General features: G+C 63.3%; 16 protein-coding genes and 1 other RNA gene. 14 read left to right on the forward strand and 3 right to left on the reverse strand.

Features of this window, described 5'->3' with window-relative positions; all coding sequences use genetic code 11:
- Positions 1-56: 56 nt before the first annotated feature.
- From O0879_RS23015 to O0879_RS23035, 5 genes are all read left to right on the forward strand, one after another.
- The gene (locus tag O0879_RS23015) at positions 57-560 is read left to right on the forward strand and encodes a type IV pilin protein (protein WP_289918943.1); all 504 of its coding nucleotides are present in this window, start codon (positions 57-59) and stop codon (positions 558-560) included.
- A 42-nt stretch (positions 561-602) separates the two neighbouring features.
- Positions 603-1,214 (forward strand): GspH/FimT family protein, encoded by a 612-nt coding sequence (locus tag O0879_RS23020; RefSeq protein WP_289919214.1) that lies wholly within the window; start codon positions 603-605, stop codon positions 1,212-1,214.
- Between the two features lie 35 nt (positions 1,215-1,249).
- Positions 1,250-2,350, forward strand: coding sequence for a bifunctional diaminohydroxyphosphoribosylaminopyrimidine deaminase/5-amino-6-(5-phosphoribosylamino)uracil reductase RibD (ribD, locus tag O0879_RS23025; protein WP_289918946.1), 1,101 nt, complete (start codon positions 1,250-1,252; stop codon positions 2,348-2,350).
- A 30-nt stretch (positions 2,351-2,380) separates the two neighbouring features.
- Entirely contained in the window at positions 2,381-3,016 is a 636-nt protein-coding gene (locus tag O0879_RS23030; protein ID WP_289918948.1) for a riboflavin synthase, read from the forward strand.
- A gap of 97 nt (positions 3,017-3,113) precedes the next feature.
- Entirely contained in the window at positions 3,114-4,508 is a 1,395-nt protein-coding gene (locus O0879_RS23035) for a hypothetical protein (RefSeq protein WP_289918951.1), read from the forward strand.
- On the opposite strand, the gene O0879_RS23040 is transcribed toward O0879_RS23035, so the two are convergent.
- On the reverse strand, positions 4,505-4,930 hold the full coding sequence (locus tag O0879_RS23040) for an OsmC family protein (protein ID WP_289918954.1): 426 nt from the start codon (positions 4,928-4,930) through the stop codon (positions 4,505-4,507). The genes O0879_RS23035 and O0879_RS23040 overlap by 4 nt on opposite strands.
- 368 nt (positions 4,931-5,298) lie before the next feature.
- On the opposite strand from O0879_RS23040, the gene ribBA reads away from it, so the two are divergent.
- The 3 genes from ribBA to nusB all read left to right on the forward strand — a co-directional run bounded on the left by ribBA (position 5,299) and on the right by nusB (position 7,735).
- Complete coding sequence (ribBA, locus tag O0879_RS23045) at positions 5,299-6,417, forward strand: bifunctional 3,4-dihydroxy-2-butanone-4-phosphate synthase/GTP cyclohydrolase II (protein ID WP_289918956.1); 1,119 nt, start codon at positions 5,299-5,301, stop codon at positions 6,415-6,417.
- A 176-nt stretch (positions 6,418-6,593) separates the two neighbouring features.
- Positions 6,594-7,076 (forward strand): 6,7-dimethyl-8-ribityllumazine synthase, encoded by a 483-nt coding sequence (gene ribH, locus O0879_RS23050; protein WP_034759563.1) that lies wholly within the window; start codon positions 6,594-6,596, stop codon positions 7,074-7,076.
- A gap of 188 nt (positions 7,077-7,264) precedes the next feature.
- Positions 7,265-7,735, forward strand: coding sequence for a transcription antitermination factor NusB (nusB, locus tag O0879_RS23055; RefSeq protein ID WP_034759129.1), 471 nt, complete (start codon positions 7,265-7,267; stop codon positions 7,733-7,735).
- A gap of 121 nt (positions 7,736-7,856) precedes the next feature.
- Here the strand turns inward: nusB and O0879_RS23060 are convergent, their stop codons facing one another.
- Positions 7,857-8,666, reverse strand: coding sequence for a lytic transglycosylase domain-containing protein (locus O0879_RS23060; RefSeq protein ID WP_251350887.1), 810 nt, complete (start codon positions 8,664-8,666; stop codon positions 7,857-7,859).
- Between the two features lie 587 nt (positions 8,667-9,253).
- On the opposite strand from O0879_RS23060, the gene ubiD reads away from it, so the two are divergent.
- Positions 9,254-10,738, forward strand: coding sequence for a 4-hydroxy-3-polyprenylbenzoate decarboxylase (ubiD, locus tag O0879_RS23065; RefSeq protein ID WP_071650179.1), 1,485 nt, complete (start codon positions 9,254-9,256; stop codon positions 10,736-10,738).
- 82 nt (positions 10,739-10,820) lie between these two features.
- Positions 10,821-10,919: signal recognition particle sRNA small type (gene ffs, locus O0879_RS23070), an RNA gene on the forward strand.
- A gap of 28 nt (positions 10,920-10,947) precedes the next feature.
- Here ffs and O0879_RS23075 read toward each other — a convergent pair.
- A complete protein-coding gene (locus O0879_RS23075; RefSeq protein ID WP_161789605.1) occupies positions 10,948-11,100 on the reverse strand; it encodes a hypothetical protein in 153 nt (50 codons plus the stop codon).
- 56 nt (positions 11,101-11,156) lie between these two features.
- Between O0879_RS23075 and O0879_RS23080 the strand changes: the two genes are divergently transcribed.
- The 4 genes from O0879_RS23080 to O0879_RS23095 are packed head-to-tail and all read left to right on the forward strand — an operon-like array spanning position 11,157 to position 15,685.
- Positions 11,157-13,451, forward strand: coding sequence for a DNA polymerase III subunit gamma/tau (locus O0879_RS23080; protein ID WP_289918959.1), 2,295 nt, complete (start codon positions 11,157-11,159; stop codon positions 13,449-13,451).
- A gap of 41 nt (positions 13,452-13,492) precedes the next feature.
- Positions 13,493-13,819: a YbaB/EbfC family nucleoid-associated protein gene (locus tag O0879_RS23085; RefSeq protein ID WP_034759121.1), complete on the forward strand. Its 327-nt coding sequence runs from the start codon at positions 13,493-13,495 to the stop codon at positions 13,817-13,819.
- Between the two features lie 47 nt (positions 13,820-13,866).
- Positions 13,867-14,457: a recombination mediator RecR gene (gene recR / locus O0879_RS23090; RefSeq protein WP_034786598.1), complete on the forward strand. Its 591-nt coding sequence runs from the start codon at positions 13,867-13,869 to the stop codon at positions 14,455-14,457.
- 7 nt (positions 14,458-14,464) lie between these two features.
- Positions 14,465-15,685 carry a CaiB/BaiF CoA-transferase family protein gene (locus tag O0879_RS23095; protein ID WP_289918961.1) on the forward strand — a complete coding sequence of 407 codons (1,221 nt, stop codon included), beginning with the start codon at positions 14,465-14,467 and terminating at the stop codon, positions 15,683-15,685.
- The last annotated feature ends 27 nt before the right edge of the window (positions 15,686-15,712 follow it).

Consider the following 15,712-nt stretch of genomic DNA (forward strand, 5'->3'; position numbering starts at 1 on the left):
TGGGCTAGGCCGGCGCAGCGTATCGGCTGGCGCTTTTTGGAAAGGGGGGAAATCGCATGGGGACGTTGGCAAGGCGGCATTGGTGCACTGCAAACGGAGGCGCTTTTGCTGCCAACCCGCCGGGCTTCAGCCTGATCGAACTGCTGGCCGTGCTGGCGATCGTGAGCCTGCTGCTGGCGCTGGCCGCGCCCGCTTACCACGGCCATGTCGTGCGCGCCAAGCGGGTGCAGGGGCAGGCGGCCCTGCTGCGCCTGATGCAGCAGCAGGAGCGCTATTATTCGCAAAACAATCACTATCTGGCCTTTTCCTCGGCGTCGCCCGCGCCGCTGGCGCAGCAGTTTCCCTGGTGGTCCGGCGAAGGACCGGCTGCCGGCAGCGCGTATGAAATCGAGGCGCTGGCCTGCCCCGGCGCGACTATCGGGCAATGCGTGCTGTTGCGGGCCATGCCGGGCACGGCCAAGGTCGATGCGCAATTCCAGGATACCGATTGCGGCATCCTGTCCCTGAACAGCACGGGCCAGCGCGGCAGCAGCGGCCCCGCCAGCCATTGCTGGCCCTAGGCCATGGTTGCGCTGGCGCGGGCACGAGGCAGGGGGGATTTACTGTCATGCCGCCTTTCGCCTTCCTGCGGCCGGCCCTGGTTTGCCCGTTCGCGCAAGCAGCCACGCCGGGCGGGACACACCCTGCTCGAATTGCTGGCCGTGCTGGCGATTGCCGCGCTGCTGGCGGCCGCCGCCATGCCCAGTCTGCAGCAGGTGCTGGCGCGTCAGCAGGTGCGGGCGGCGGCCACGGACTTGTTCTCGGCCATCGAATTGACGCGGGCGCAGGCGATGGCGCGGGGGCAGCGCGTGCTGCTGATGCCGGCCGGGCCCGGTGGCGTGGATTGGCGCACGGGCTGGTTGGCATTCATCGACCGCAATGCCAACCTGGCGTTCGATGGCGATGACGAATTGCTGTTCCGCCAGGGGCCGCTGCCGGAGGGCATCACGGCCCAGTTCGCGTTTTCGTCGGCCACGGCGCCGTTTTATATCGCCTACAATGGCGCAGGCCGCAGTTGCAGCGCGACCAATAGCCTGGCGGCGCGCTGGGGTACCCTGTCCCTGGCTTTGGGAAAGCAGGTGCGCCATATTAAAATCAATATGCTGGGCAGGGTGCGCGTGTGCGACCCGCAGCAGCAAGCGGCCAATTGCAGCGGTGTGGCCGACAGTTCGTAATTCGACTCACCTATCACTCACTATCAAAGAAGCCCGTGGAAATACTCAACGATATCGATGGCATGCGCCTGGCGCTGGAATGGGCGGCGCGCGGTTTGTACACGACCTCGCCCAATCCCCGCATCGGCTGCGTGATCGTCAAGGATGGCCAGGTGATCGGCGCCGGCGTGACGCAGGCGGCCGGGCAGGATCATGCCGAGGTGCAAGCCTTGGCCAATGCGGCGGCGCGTGGCAACGACGTGCGCGGCGCCACGGCTTATGTCACCCTGGAACCGTGCAACCATCATGGCCGCACGCCGCCATGCTCCGATGCGCTCGTGCGCGCGGGGCTGGGCCGCGTCGTGGCTGCCATGACGGACCCGAATCCGCTGGTGGCGGGGCAGGGGCTGGCCAAGCTGGAAGCGGCCGGCATCGCCGTCACCACGGATGTGCTGGCCGACGAGGCGCATGAAATGAATATCGGCTTCTTTTCGCGCATGCAGCGCGGCAAGCCGTGGGTGCGCCTGAAAACGGCGGCCAGCCTGGACGGCATGACGGCCTTGCACAATGGTCAGAGCCAGTGGATCACGGGGCCGGCAGCGCGCGCCGACGGCCACGCCTGGCGCGCGCGCGCCTGCGCCATCCTGACGGGCATCGGCACGGTCAAGGCGGACGACCCGCAACTGAACGTGCGCGCCGTCGAGACGCCGCGCCAGCCGCGCCGCATCGTCGTCGACAGCCGGCTCGACATCAGCCTCGACGCACGCATCCTGCAGGGCGGCGGCACGTGGATCGTGGCGGCCGTCGCCAATCCGGAGAAACAGGCGCAACTGCAGGCGCTGGGTGCCGAAGTCATCCTGTTGCCGAACGCGGCCGGCAAGGTCGACCTGGCCGCGCTGATGCTGGAACTGGGACGCCGGCAAATCAATGAAGTCCACGTCGAGGCAGGCGCCAAACTGAACGGTTCGCTGATCCTCGAAGGTTGCGTCGACGAGTTGCTGGTCTACCTGGCGCCCACCTTGCTGGGCGATGCGCAAGGCATGTTTGCCTTGCCCACCTTGACGGATATCAAGCAGCAGCGCACTTTGCAATTTCACCAGGTTCAGCAAGTGGGCGAAGATGTGCGTATCCTTGCAAGATTCGCCCAGCGTACTTAATAGATTTACACTTTTTATAAGGTTAGCTCCATGTTTACAGGAATTGTTGCCGCCATCGGCAAAATTGAAACCGTGCAACCGCTCGACGGCGGCCTCGATGCAGGCGTGCGCCTGAATATTCACGCGGGCGGTTTGTCGCTGGCCGATGTGGCCCTGGGCGATTCGATCGCCATCAATGGCGCCTGCATGACGGTGGTGGAAAAGTCGGATACGGGTTTTGCCGTCGATGTCTCGCGTGAAAGCCTCAATTGCACCGTGGGCCTCGATACCACCACGGAAGTGAACCTGGAAAAAGCCCTGACCCTGGCCGAGCGCTTGGGTGGCCACCTGGTGTCCGGCCACGTCGACGGCCTGGGCATCGTGCGCAAGTTCGAAGCCGTGGGCGAATCGTGGGAGCTGGTGATCGAAGCGCCGCACGAACTGGCGAAATACCTGGCCTTCAAGGGTTCCGTCGTCGTCAATGGCGTGTCGTTGACCGTCAACCGCGTGGAAGACCTGGGCGCGGGCGCCGTCAACGGCTGCCGCTTCTCGATCAACCTGATCCCGCACACGATCGCCATGACGACCTTGAAACACTTGACGGTCGATGGCAAGGTCAACCTGGAAATCGACCTGATCGCCCGCTATGTCGAGCGCATGCTGTCGCTGGACAAGGCTGCCGCCTGATAAGAGCTGAACACGGCAACACAGCCGCCTTGCCAGGCGTGTGTTGCTTTTCTTGCAGACGCGCATACTATGAAGCTTTCCGCAGTGGAGGCTAGCCATGGACCCGATTTCGCGCGCAACCGTGCCCAACACCATCCCGGCCACGTCCCGCGTGGGCGCAACGGCACCTCTGGCGCCGGCGCAGCCCGTGCCGGCATCCGGCGCGGCGGCGGCCCTTGCAATACTTTCCTCGACACAGGTAGACATCTCCCCGCTGGGCCAGTTCCTGTCCGGCGTGGCCTTGTCGCGCCGGCAACTGCTGGCCTTGCAGGGCGCCACGGAAGAGGCCAGGGCGGCCAATACCCCTGTGAATGTCAATGACGACTTGCTGGCGCTGGCGCGGCAACTGACGGAATCGTTTGCCCAGCTGCAAACGAGCGGCATCGACGCCAGCCAGCTGGCGACGGCTGGCGACACGCCGGGCAGCCTGGCGCAGCGCTACGATTTATTGTCGGGCGACGGCACGACGGATGCGGCCACGGCGCTGGCGCAGGACGGCAGCTTGCTTACGCAAGCACAACTGGCCCGCATCGGCATCGACTTGCGCAATGAAGATGTCGATGCGGCAACGTTGCAAGCCGCGTATGCGGCCGACAGCAATGCCACCCTGGACGCCTTGCAACAGGGAACGGAGGTGCTGGCGCAAGTGGGCGCCGTGCTGGCCCGGCAGCAGGGCGCGCCGCTGGCGGCCGGTGTCGAAGCGGATTTGACGGGAGAAACACTGCCGTCCGGCGCCGTACAGGCGTCGCAGGCCGCGCAGCAGCCCGTCGACGTGGCGCCGCCGCAGACGGCTGCCATTGCGCAGCGGCAACTGGAACTGCAGCAGCAACTGGAAGCGGAAGAACTGAACCTGGACTTGCAGGAGCTGCGGCCCCAGCCGCCAGCGCAACAGGCCGACAATGCCGCGGACTTGCTGCAGACGCAGCGCACGAACAACCTGCGCGTCGATGCCCAGCGCCTGGATGCCGAACGCATGAATGCCGATCAGCAGGCGCAGCAGCAGGACGCTGCGCGCGTGGACGAGCTGCGCCAGGGGCAAGTACGGCAGCAGGGTTTGCAGCAGCAGGCGCAAGCGGCGGCGGACGATGCGGTACGGGCGCAGCTGGCCGCCAGCGACGCGCAGATGGCGGCCCAGGCGGCATCTGACCGGGCGCAGTCGCTGGCGCGCGCAACGCAGGGGCAAGCCGATGCGGGCCTGGCGACGGCGCAAGCCCAGCTGGCCCAGCAAAATGCGCAGGCGCAAGAGCTGGCAGCGCAAGCCGCGGGCATGGCCGTGCCGCCGCCGTCTTCGCAAGACCCGTCCGTGGCGGCGGCCATCGCCGCGTATAACCTGAACAATGCAGCCATGAATCCCGGCTTGATGAACCGGCCATTGCCGGCCAGCGACTCGCGCCTGCCGCTGGTGGCGCCCGTCGCTGCCGTGGAGCCCGTCAAGCCCGTGCCGAAAATCTAGGGCTGCAGGGTAGCGTCCAGCGTGATAGTGGCTTTGAGCAGCTTCGACACGGGGCAGCCGGCTTTGGCCTTGGCCGTCAATTCCTCGAATTGAGCCTGGCTGGCGCCGGGGATTTTTGCTTTCAGGATCAAATGGACGGCCGTAATGGCAAAGCCGTCGTCCACCTTGTCGAGGGTCACTTCGGCCGTCGTTTCCATCTTTTCCGCCGTCAGGCCCGCTTCGCCAAGGATCAGCGACAGGGCCATGGTGAAGCAACCCGCGTGGGCGGCGCCGATCAGTTCCTCGGGATTCGTGCCCGGCTTGCCTTCGAAGCGGCTGGCAAAGCCGTAGGGGTATTCCTGCAAGGCGCCGCTGCGCGTGCTGATGGCGCCCTTGCCATCCTTGATGCCGCCTGACCAGATGGCCGATCCGTTGGTTTTCATAGTGCCGCTCCTGTGTGGGGTGTCGCTGTGAATGGGGCGTCAGCGCCGTGGCGGTGACGGGTTGATCTTATGCTCTTTGCAAGGCCGGCGGCGCGCGTCTTGCTGCCGCCGTGTGCGCTGGATCAGGGAATTGGCGCTTTGCGGGGCAGGCGGTGGCATCCGTGCCGCAAAGCTGTCTTATTTCAGGTCTGCAAGCGCTAAATCCTTTAAAATAGCAGGTTATAAGAAAATTCCCGGAAATTCGCGGAAGATTCGCACTCGATGTTTCAGTTCGGTTTCAGTTTTTAGTTTCGTTTTTAGTTTCACTAACAACGCCTGGCAAAATCGACGCGCAGCAGGTTTTGCCAGGCGTCATACGAGGATGAACAATGTCTATATCCAGCACCGAAGAGATCGTCGCTGAATTGCGCGCCGGCCGCATGGTGATACTGGTCGATGAAGAAGACCGGGAAAATGAAGGCGATCTGGTGCTTGCCGCCGATTTCGTGACGCCTGAAGCCATCAATTTCATGATCACGCATGCGCGTGGCCTGGTCTGCCTGACCCTGACGGAAGAGCGTTGCGACGAGCTGAACCTGTCGATGATGACATCGCGCAACGGCACCGCATACGGCACCAATTTTACCGTGTCCATCGAAGCGGCCGAAGGCGTGACGACGGGCATTTCCGCCGCCGACCGCGCCAAGACCATCCAGGTCGCGGTTGCCAAGGGCACGCAGCCCAGCGATATCGTCCAGCCTGGCCATATCTTCCCGCTGAAAGCGCAAAAAGGCGGCGTTCTGATGCGCGCAGGCCATACGGAAGCCGGTTGCGACCTGACGGCCATGGCCGGCTTGACGCCCGCGTCCGTGATTTGCGAAATCATGAAGGACGACGGCACCATGGCGCGCCTGCCGGACTTGCTGTTGTTTGCCGAGCAACATGGCTTGAAAATCGGCACGATTGCCGACCTGATCCATTACCGCAGCCAGACGGAGTCCCTGGTCGAGCGCGTTGCCGAGCGCACCCTGCATACGGCGCATGGCGAATTCCGTTTGATCGCCTTCCGCGACAAACCGAGCGCATCGGCCCACCTGGCCCTCGTGCATGGCGACCTGGCACCGGGCCTGGAAGCGCTGGTGCGCGTGCACCAGCCCGTTTCCCTGCTGGACGTGCTGGAAAGCGAAGCGACTACCCACTCGTGGACGGTGGCCGCCTCGATGGCCGCCATCAAGCAGGCCGAGCGGGGCGTGATGGTCTTGCTGAACTGCGGCGAGACGTCGGGCGAGCTGTTTGCCCAGTTCGCCGCGCTCGATACGCCGCAAGCCAAGCCGAAAGGCCGCGCCGCCAGCATGGACTTGCGCAGCTACGGCATCGGCGCGCAAATCCTGCGTGACCTGGGCGTGAGCAAGATGCAATTGCTGGCCAGCCCACGCAAGATGCCGTCGATGGTCGGTTTCGACCTGGAAGTAACAGGTTTTCAGTGCCACCCAGGCCAGGACGCCTGACTAAATCTACTGCGCGTCGCGATTTGCGGCCTGTGATGCTCACTGTACCTTCGTACAGTTGCGCTTCTCGACCACAACTCGCTGCCGCTCGCTACGATTTTGTCAGGCGTCGATGTAGAGTAAACGATGGCGACATGTGCATGTCGCCCTGAACCACCAGATTAAAGAGGCATATGATGACCGTAGGAGCATACGAAACTAATTTTGCCGGCGAAGGTTTGCGCGTCGGTATCGTCCAGGCACGATTCAATGAAATCGTCGGTGGTGGCTTGCTGTCGGCATGCCTGGAAGAGTTGAGCAAGCTGGGCGTGGCCGATGAAGATATCCTGCACGTGACCGTGCCGGGCGCCCTGGAAATCCCACTGATTCTGCAAAAAATGGCGGAAACCGAGCAATTCGACGCCCTGATCGCACTGGGCGCCGTGATTCGCGGTGAAACCTACCACTTCGAGCTGGTATCGAACGAATCGGGCGCGGGCATCACGCGCGTCGGTCTCGATTACGGCATCCCCATCGCCAACGCAGTGTTGACGACCGAAAACGACGAGCAAGCGGAAGTGCGCATGCTGGTCAAGGGAGCAGAAGCGGCACGCGTGGCAGTGGAAATGGCCAATCTGGCGCAAGCGCTGGAAGAGTTGCAGGACACCGACGAAGACTAAGCGCGTGTGACAAGAATGCCATGGCTGCGTTGCAAGGCCTCGCCGTACTTTCGTACTGTCTTCGGCCTCGCGCCTTGCCCTGACATCCTTCTCACGCACGCTTGAGCCGCGGCTGCGCTGCCTAAAAGCGCGCCGTAGTGTCTCGCCGGAATTTGTAGTGAACACGTACTTAAGAACAGGTAACAATCATGACTGAGAAAAATTTGCTCGCCAATCCCAGCAAAAACCGCACGCCGCGTCACCGCGCGCGCGAGTTTGCGCTGCAGGGCTTGTACCAGTGGCTGCTGAACAATGAAGACGCGACTACCGTCGTGAACAATATTCGCGCCGCGCATGGTTTCGACAAGGCCGATGGCGATCATTTCACGGTGTTGCTGTACGGCGCCATCAAGGATTCGCTGGCGCTGCGCGAAAGCATGGCACCCTTGATCGACCGCAATATCGCGGAACTGTCGCCCATCGAACACGGCATCCTGCTGATCGGCGCTTTCGAGCTGAAGAACAACATGGAAATCCCGTACCGCGTCGTCATCAACGAAGCGGTCGAGCTGGCCAAGTCGTTTGGCGGTATCGATGGCCACAAGTATGTGAACGGCGTGCTGGATAAATTGGCAGTGAAATTCCGCGAGGAAGAAGTCAACGCCAACAAGCGCAAGTAATATAGAGAGCAGTCCCTGCGGCCAGTGCCGCAGGGCAATAAAAAAGCCACCGGCACTTGCGTGCGGTGGCTTTTTTACTGGGTGCTGCTTTTTGGATGCCCCTGTGAGGGCTTTTAAAGGGTCACAGGCCGGCGATCTCGTTGTGGGGCAGTACTTTGATGGTGATGCCGCTTTCCGCCGCCGGCGCCTTGGCTGGCGCTGGCGTGTTCGATGCCATCACCGGCGTCGTGGTCGGCACGCGCTGGCCGGCCGACACTTGTTTCAGGCGGCGGTATTCGGCCAGTACGCGCGAGCCGTAGCCCGAGTCGGTGGCGAAGTTGGCGGCGCCCACGTAGGTTTTGAGGCCCGCTTCGACGGAACCGCCACGCGTGACGTAATCCTTCAGGATCAGCGAACCGACGCGGATATTGGCGACCGGGTTCAGCGCTGCTTGCACGCCGCCCATTTCCTGGAAGCGCTCGTGGTGCACTTTCGACATGACTTGCATCAAGCCTTGCGCGCCGACGGGGCTTTCCGCGAACGGGTTCAAGCCCGATTCGATGGCCATCACGGCCAGGATCAGCAGCGGGTCCAGCTTGATTTCGCGGGCCGTCAGGTACGCCGTCGAGACGAGCATATTGGTCGCGTCGTTGGCCACGCGGTAGCGCTTGGAGAGCCAGTTGGTAACCCATTGCTGCTGCTTTTGCGTGCCCAGCAAGGCTTTTTCTTCCTTGGTCAGCGGGGTATCGCTGGCGGCGGCCGTCTGCACGGAAGCAGGCGCTTCCATCAGTGCGGACAGGGCCGGTGCTTCAACGGCTTGCGCCTCTGCCATCGGCAGCGGGAACAGGCTGTGCGTCAGTTGCTTGCCCAGGTCAGGGCGGAACATCAGCAGGGCGATCAGTGCCAGGGCGGAAATGCCGAAGACTGTCAGTGTGTGTTGTGCCGTGGTCAAAACGCCACGTGCCGAAATGGCCTGTGCGCGGGCGCGCAAACGCGCCAACGCTGGCTGGCCAGCCACGGTTGAAGCAGGCAATGCTGCTTCAGTGCTACGATGAGTCATAGAGTTCCCCGAAATGTCGCGTCAACAGGCAGTCCCTCCGCGGTCTCGCGGTGTTGTGGGTACTGCCAATGCCGTGCATCAGAAATATCATCGTTTCCGCCGCGTATGGATGCGTGCGAGAAACGCCGTCATTGCTTGCTTGAGCTGATCGGTCCCGTTTTTGGTATTGGATCAGTCGCAATACAACTTTTACCGAGGGTAAGGCAGACGCCTTTTGAAAACACTCCTTAAAATGTCATGTGGAGCCCCGACTCCGTGAATGAAAGAGAAACGCTAAAATCAAGCTCTGGGCCGGCGTGCTCTTTCAAGTTGGGCGAATTGTAGAAGCCGTTTTATATCAAGTCAATACTAACGAATCGTTTCTTTATTACTTTTATGTCTTACTTTTTGACTTGCATTGTGCCAAAAGCCAATAAAATCAATTACTTGGCATAGATCCTTCAGCAACGGCGTCCGACGTCAAAAAAAATTAAAAACACATGAAATATTCAGATTTGCGAGATTTTATTTCTCAACTGCAACAAATGGGTGAACTTAAGCCCATTTCGACCCCCATTTCACCGATTTTGGAGATGACGGAAGTTTGCGACCGCACCTTGCGCGCAGGCGGACCGGCCTTGCTGTTCAATAACCCGACGGGATACGACATGCCGGTGCTGGGCAATCTGTTCGGCACCACGCGTCGCGTGGCGCTGGGCATGGGCGCGGAAGACGTCAGCGAGTTGCGCAAGATCGGCCATGTGCTGGCGCGGCTGAAGGAACCGGAGCCGCCGAAGGATTTCAAGGACTTGCTGGGCCTCGGTTCCCTGGTGAAATCCGTGTGGGACATGTCGCCGAAGGAGTTGCGCGGCGCGAAGTGCCAGGAAATCGTCTGGGAAGGCAACGATGTCGACCTGGCGCGCCTGCCCATCCAGCATTGCTGGCCCGGCGACGTCGCTCCCCTGATCACGTGGGGCCTGGTGATCACCAAGGGCCCGAACAAGAAGCGGCAAAACCTGGGCATTTATCGCCAGCAAGTGCTGGGGCGTAATAAAGTCATCATGCGCTGGCTGGCGCACCGGGGCGGGGCGCTGGACTTCCGCGAGCACGCGATCCAGAGCAAGGGCAAGCCGTATCCGATCGCCGTCGCGCTGGGCGCCGATCCCGCTACTATATTAGGGGCCGTCACGCCGGTGCCGGACAGCCTGTCCGAATACCAGTTCGCCGGCTTGCTGCGCGGCAGCCGCACGGAGCTGGTGAAAGCCATCGGCAGCGAGCTGCGCGTGCCCGCTTCCGCCGAAATCGTGCTCGAAGGCCATATCTACCCGGACGAAAACCATCCGAGCGGCTACGAGCACGCGCTGGAAGGGCCGTATGGCGACCACACGGGCTACTATAATGAGCAGGACAGTTTCCCCGTGTTTACCATCGACCGCATCACCATGCGCCGCGACCCGATCTACCACTCCACGTATACAGGCAAACCGCCGGACGAGCCGGCCGTGCTGGGCCTGGCCCTGAATGAAGTGTTCGTGCCCCTGCTGCAAAAGCAGTTCAGCGAAATCACGGATTTTTATCTGCCGCCCGAAGGCTGCAGCTACCGCATGGCCGTGGTGCAGATCAAGAAACAGTACGCGGGCCACGCCAAGCGCGTGATGTTCGGCGTGTGGAGCTTCCTGCGCCAGTTCATGTATACCAAGTTCATCGTGGTGGTCGATGAAGACGTGAATATCCGCGACTGGAAAGAGGTCATCTGGGCCATCACGACGCGGGTCGACCCCATCCGCGACACGACCCTGGTCGACAACACGCCCATCGATTACCTGGACTTCGCCTCGCCGGTCAGCGGCCTGGGCAGCAAGATGGGCATCGATGCGACGAATAAATGGCCGGGTGAAACGACCCGCGAATGGGGCACGACGATCGCCATGACGCCGGAAGTGAAGGCGAAAGTGGATGGCATCTGGCAAGAGCTGGGGCTGTAAGACGCTCAGCCGCTTGCTTGCGGGGAAGGGCGGTTTGTGCCTCAACTTCCCCATTCCCCGCAGACCGGTTATAATTGTCCCCGGCGGGCCCCTGCGCATCGTGGCATGGCTAACCTGGTCAGGTCGGGAACGAAGCAGCCACGGCTATTAACCATGAGTGCCGCAGATCAGGCTCGCCTCCTTCGGGAATGTTTTATCAGGATCGACAATCAAGCTGCCATGGGCAGCTTTTTTGCTTTTACTGCCCCATTTTCTTGCCGACCCGCAGCATTGCCGGGCTTGCCGTGTTTTCCATATTTCCAGCTGGCCATGTTATACAATTGCTGCTTTGCCGCGTTTGCCATTTTGAATGGCCCGGCCATGAGGCTTGCGCCCGCCGCGCAGGATCACCCGCAAAATCGCATGGTAAAATCTCAGCATGTCCTATCAAGTCCTCGCCCGTAAATACCGCCCCAAGAATTTCGAGACGCTCGTCGGCCAGGAGCACGTCGTGCGCGCGCTCACGCATGCCTTGCACAGCGGCCGATTGCATCACGCCTACCTGTTCACGGGCACGCGCGGCGTCGGCAAGACGACCCTGTCGCGTATCCTGGCCAAGTCGCTCAATTGCATCGGCCCCGATGGCACGGGCGGCATCACGGCCCAGCCGTGCGGCGTGTGCGAAGCGTGCACGGCGATCGACGCGGGACGCTTTGTCGACTATATAGAGATGGATGCGGCGTCGAACCGCGGCGTCGATGAAATGGCGCAGCTGCTGGAGCAAGCCGTGTATGCGCCAAGCAATGCCCGCTTCAAGGTCTATATGATCGATGAGGTGCACATGCTGACGAACCACGCGTTCAATTCCATGCTGAAGACGCTGGAAGAGCCGCCCGAGCACGTCAAGTTCATCCTGGCCACGACGGACCCGCAAAAGATACCCGTGACCGTGCTGTCGCGTTGCCTGCAGTTCAACCTCAAGCAGATGCCGCCCGGCCACATCATCAGCCACCTGGACAATATCCTCGGGCAGGAAGGCATCGCCTTCGAACAGCCGGCCTTGCGCCTGCTGGCCCAGGGCGCCCACGGTTCCATGCGCGACGCGCTGTCGCTGACGGACCAGGCCATCGCCTATGCGGCCGGCGAAGTCACGTTAGATGCCGTGCAAGGCATGCTGGGCGCGCTCGACCAATCGTACCTCGTGCGCCTGCTCGACGCGCTGGCGCAGCAGGATGGCGCCGATTTGCTGGCCGTGGCCGACGAGATGGCCTCGCGCAGCCTGTCCTACAACGGCGCCCTGCAGGATTTGGGCACTTTATTGCACCGCATTGCGCTGGCGCAAACCGTGCCGGCCGCCTTGCCGCAGGATTTGCCTGAATACGCGGATATCGTGCGTCTGGCTGGCGCGTTTGACGCGGAAGAAGTGCAGCTGTTTTACCAGATCGCCGTGCATGGCCGCAATGAACTGGGCCTGGCGCCCGATGAATATGCGGGCTTTACCATGACCCTGCTGCGCATGCTGGCCTTTCGGCCCGGCATAGGCGGCGCCGATGGCGTGCCGGCCGCCGCACCAGCGGCCGCGCCGGGTAACCGTCCCGCCGCCGTCGCGGCCGCGCGCGCCGCCGCTGGCGCATCCGCCCCGGCAGCCCGCGCCGCCACGAACAGCGTGGCCAGCCATGCCGCCGTGACCCCGCCCGCCGTCGTGGCCGCCGCTGCCGCCAGCATGGCGCGCAGCGAAGCGCCGCCGCCGCGCGCGGCTGCTCCGGCACCGGCGCCTGTCGCCGCCCCGGCGCCGCCACCAGCGGCTGCTCCTGCCGCAGCCGCCCCGGCCGCATCGGGCGCCCCGATCAGTTCCGCCCGCGCCGCCATCAATGCGGCGCTGGAAGCGGCCCGCGCCGCCTCGAAAGGCCGTCCCGGCAGCGCGCCGTCGGCTCCATCGTCGGCGCCCAAGCCGGCTGCACCCGCACCGGAGCCGGTCGCCGCGGCGCCAGCCCCGGCCGCACCCGTCCAGGCCGCGCCACCGCCCGCCGCCGCGAAAGCGCCTGCGCCGTGGGACGATGCGCCCCCAGTTGCCGTGATGGAAGCACCGGCGGCCGCTGCGGCGCCCGTGCAGCAGGCACGTCCTGCCGCGCCGCCGCCAGCGCAGCCGGATGACGACTTGCCGCCGTGGGTCACCGAATTTTCCGACGACAGCGCGTCCGCCGCCGTGTCGGCGCCCGCCGCGCCAAGCAGCGAGCAGCCGGCCGTCGTCATGCCGCAGCGTGCCGCCAAGCAAGCCGCGCCCAGCGGGCCGTACGTGATCACGCCCGTGCCGGGCCTGGACTGGGACGGCAACTGGCCGGCCGTCGCCGCCGTGCTGCCCCTGCGCGGCGTGGCCCAGCAGCTGGCCGTGCAGGCCGAGCTGATCGAATGCCTGCACGATGGCCACAGCACCACGTTCCGCCTGCGCGTGCCCATCGACACGTGGCGCAGTCCTGCCAACGTGGAAAAACTGGCGGCCGCGCTCACCGAACGCTTCGGCCGCAAGGTCGCGGTCGACACTGAACTGGGCGCCGTCTGGTACACGGCCAGCGCGGAAGCGCAGGCCCATCGCGAGGCGTGCCAGCTGCAAGCGGAAGCGACCATCGCCAGCGATCCCTTCGTGCTCGACATGAAGCGTGTATTCGACGCTTTTGTTGTGCCGGGAACGATTACCCCTGCACCGGCCGGCTCCGCCGCGCCGACCCTGCATTGATGATTAACACACTCACAAACTGAATTGAACGGAGCATTCTCATGATGAAAAATCAACTGGCTGGCCTGATGAAGCAGGCGCAAGCAATGCAAGACAACATGAAAAAGGCCCAGGAACAACTGGCGCTGGTGGAAGTGGAAGGCCAGTCCGGCGCGGGACTCGTGAAAATCGTCATGACGTGCAAGAACGACGTCAAGCGCGTGTCCATCGACCCGTCGCTGCTGGCCGACGACAAGGACATGCTGGAAGACCTGGTGGCCGCCGCCTTCAACGACGCCGTGCGCAAGGCAGAAGCGACGTCCGCGGAAAAAATGGCAGGCTTGACTGGCGGCATGAACTTGCCAGCCGGCTTCAAAATGCCATTCTGATGCACTGCCGCATGCGCTCGATCCATGGCGCGGGGCAAGGTTGATCCATGTCCAAGTCGCTTGAATTCCTGACCGAGGCGCTGCGGCGCCTGCCCGGCGTCGGCCCCAAGTCGGCGCAGCGGATGGCATTTCATTTGTTGCAGCACGATAGGGAAGGCGCGGCCATGCTGTCGCGCGCCCTGTTCCAGGCCGTCGATGCCGTGCATCACTGCGGCCTGTGCAACACCTTTACCGAACACGAAGTGTGCGAGACCTGTCTCGACGAAGAGCGCGACAAGCGCTTGCTGTGCGTGGTGGAAACGCCCGCCGACCAGCTGATGATCGAGCAGACGCTCACCTACAAGGGCCTGTATTTCGTCCTCATGGGGAGATTGTCTCCGCTGGATGGCATCGGCCCGAAAGATATCCACCTGGAAAAATTGCTGAACCGCGCCAACGATGGCGTGGTCGGCGAAGTGGTGCTGGCCACCAATTTCACGAATGAAGGCGAAGCGACGGCCCACTACATCAGCGAAATGCTGAAGGCGCGGGGCTTGCGCGTGAGCCGCCTGGCCCGCGGCGTGCCCGTGGGCGGCGAACTGGAATACGTCGACGCGGGCACGATTGCCCGCGCGATGCTCGACCGCAGGGCAACCTGAGCACAACATGACAACATCCTCCGCGACCACTGGTCCATTGCAAGGCATTAAAGTGCTGGAACTGGGCACCCTGATCGCGGGGCCCTTCTGCGCCCGCATGCTGGCCGAATTCGGCGCCGACGTGATCAAGATCGAGTCGCCCGATGGCGGCGACCCCATCCGTACCTGGCGAGTGCTGAAAGACGGTACCTCGCTGTGGTGGTCGGTGCAGGCGCGCAACAAGAAAAGTTTAACGCTGAACCTGAAAACGCCCGAGGGCCGCGCCATCGCGCGCCAGCTGGCCCTGGAAGCGGACATCATCATCGAGAATTACCGCCCCGGCGTGCTGGAAAAGTGGGATCTCGGCTACGAGCAGCTCAAGAAAGAGAAACCGTCCCTCATCATGGTGCGCCTGTCCGGCTTTGGCCAGACGGGGCCGATGAAGGACTTGCCCGGCTTCGGCGCCATCGGCGAATCGATGGGCGGCTTGCGCTATGTATCCGGCTTTGCCGACCGTCCGCCCGTGCGCGTGGGCGTGTCCATCGGCGACTCCGTGGCGGCCCTGCACGGCGTGATCGGCGCCATGATGGCCTTGCGCCACCGCGACGTGACGGGTGGCCGGGATGGCGGCGAAGGGCAGATGGTCGACGTGGCCCTGTACGAATCCGTGTTCAACCTGATGGAGTCGCTGGTGCCCGAATACGACCAGGCGGGCGTGGTGCGCGAGCGCACGGGCGGTTCCTTGCCCGGCATCGTGCCCTCGAATACCTACACGACGGGCGACGGCGAAAACATCGTCATCGCGGGCAACGGCGACGCCATCTTCAAGCGGCTGATGCTGGCCATGGGCCGCATCGACATGGCGGGCGACCCGCAACTGGCGCGCAACGACGGCAGGGTGGCGCGCACGCAGGAAATCGACGACGCCATCGGCGCCTGGTGCGCCACGCACACGATAGACAGCGCGCTGGCCGTGTTGAAGGCGGCCGACGTGCCCGCCGGGAAGATTTACTCCGTGCGCGACATGCTGAGCGACCCGCAATTCCTCGCCCGCGACATGTTCGAACAGCACCATTTCGCCGACGGCACGCCCGTGAAATTGCCCGCCATCAGCCCGAAACTGTCCGCCACGCCGGGCAAGACGCAGTGGCTGGGGCCCACCCTGGGCCAGCACAACGACGAGGTGCTGGCGTCGCTCGGCTATGATGCGACCGCCATCGCGCGGCTCAAGACCGATGGCGTGGTGTAAGCCACGCTCCCGCTGACTCCTTTGATA

Source organism: Janthinobacterium sp. SUN120, from assembly GCF_030397735.1.
GTDB lineage: Bacteria > Pseudomonadota > Gammaproteobacteria > Burkholderiales > Burkholderiaceae_D > Janthinobacterium > Janthinobacterium kumbetense.

Bases quoted from the DNA above. Each gene is read 5' to 3' on its own strand.
- O0879_RS23030 (WP_289918948.1), top strand. From the start codon at position 2,381: ATGTTTACAGGAATTGTTGCCGCCATCGGCAAAATTGAAACCGTGCAA.
- O0879_RS23075 (WP_161789605.1), bottom strand. From the start codon at position 11,100: ATGGCCGGGCCATTCAAAATGGCAAACGCGGCAAAGCAGCAATTGTAT.
- O0879_RS23035 (WP_289918951.1), top strand. From the start codon at position 3,114: ATGGACCCGATTTCGCGCGCAACCGTGCCCAACACCATCCCGGCCACG.
- O0879_RS23095 (WP_289918961.1), top strand. From the start codon at position 14,465: ATGACAACATCCTCCGCGACCACTGGTCCATTGCAAGGCATTAAAGTG.
- ribH (WP_034759563.1), top strand. From the start codon at position 6,594: ATGACCGTAGGAGCATACGAAACTAATTTTGCCGGCGAAGGTTTGCGC.
- O0879_RS23040 (WP_289918954.1), bottom strand. From the start codon at position 4,930: ATGAAAACCAACGGATCGGCCATCTGGTCAGGCGGCATCAAGGATGGC.
- ribBA (WP_289918956.1), top strand. From the start codon at position 5,299: ATGTCTATATCCAGCACCGAAGAGATCGTCGCTGAATTGCGCGCCGGC.
- O0879_RS23080 (WP_289918959.1), top strand. From the start codon at position 11,157: ATGTCCTATCAAGTCCTCGCCCGTAAATACCGCCCCAAGAATTTCGAG.
- O0879_RS23085 (WP_034759121.1), top strand. From the start codon at position 13,493: ATGATGAAAAATCAACTGGCTGGCCTGATGAAGCAGGCGCAAGCAATG.
- ubiD (WP_071650179.1), top strand. From the start codon at position 9,254: ATGAAATATTCAGATTTGCGAGATTTTATTTCTCAACTGCAACAAATG.
- O0879_RS23015 (WP_289918943.1), top strand. From the start codon at position 57: ATGGGGACGTTGGCAAGGCGGCATTGGTGCACTGCAAACGGAGGCGCT.
- recR (WP_034786598.1), top strand. From the start codon at position 13,867: ATGTCCAAGTCGCTTGAATTCCTGACCGAGGCGCTGCGGCGCCTGCCC.
- nusB (WP_034759129.1), top strand. From the start codon at position 7,265: ATGACTGAGAAAAATTTGCTCGCCAATCCCAGCAAAAACCGCACGCCG.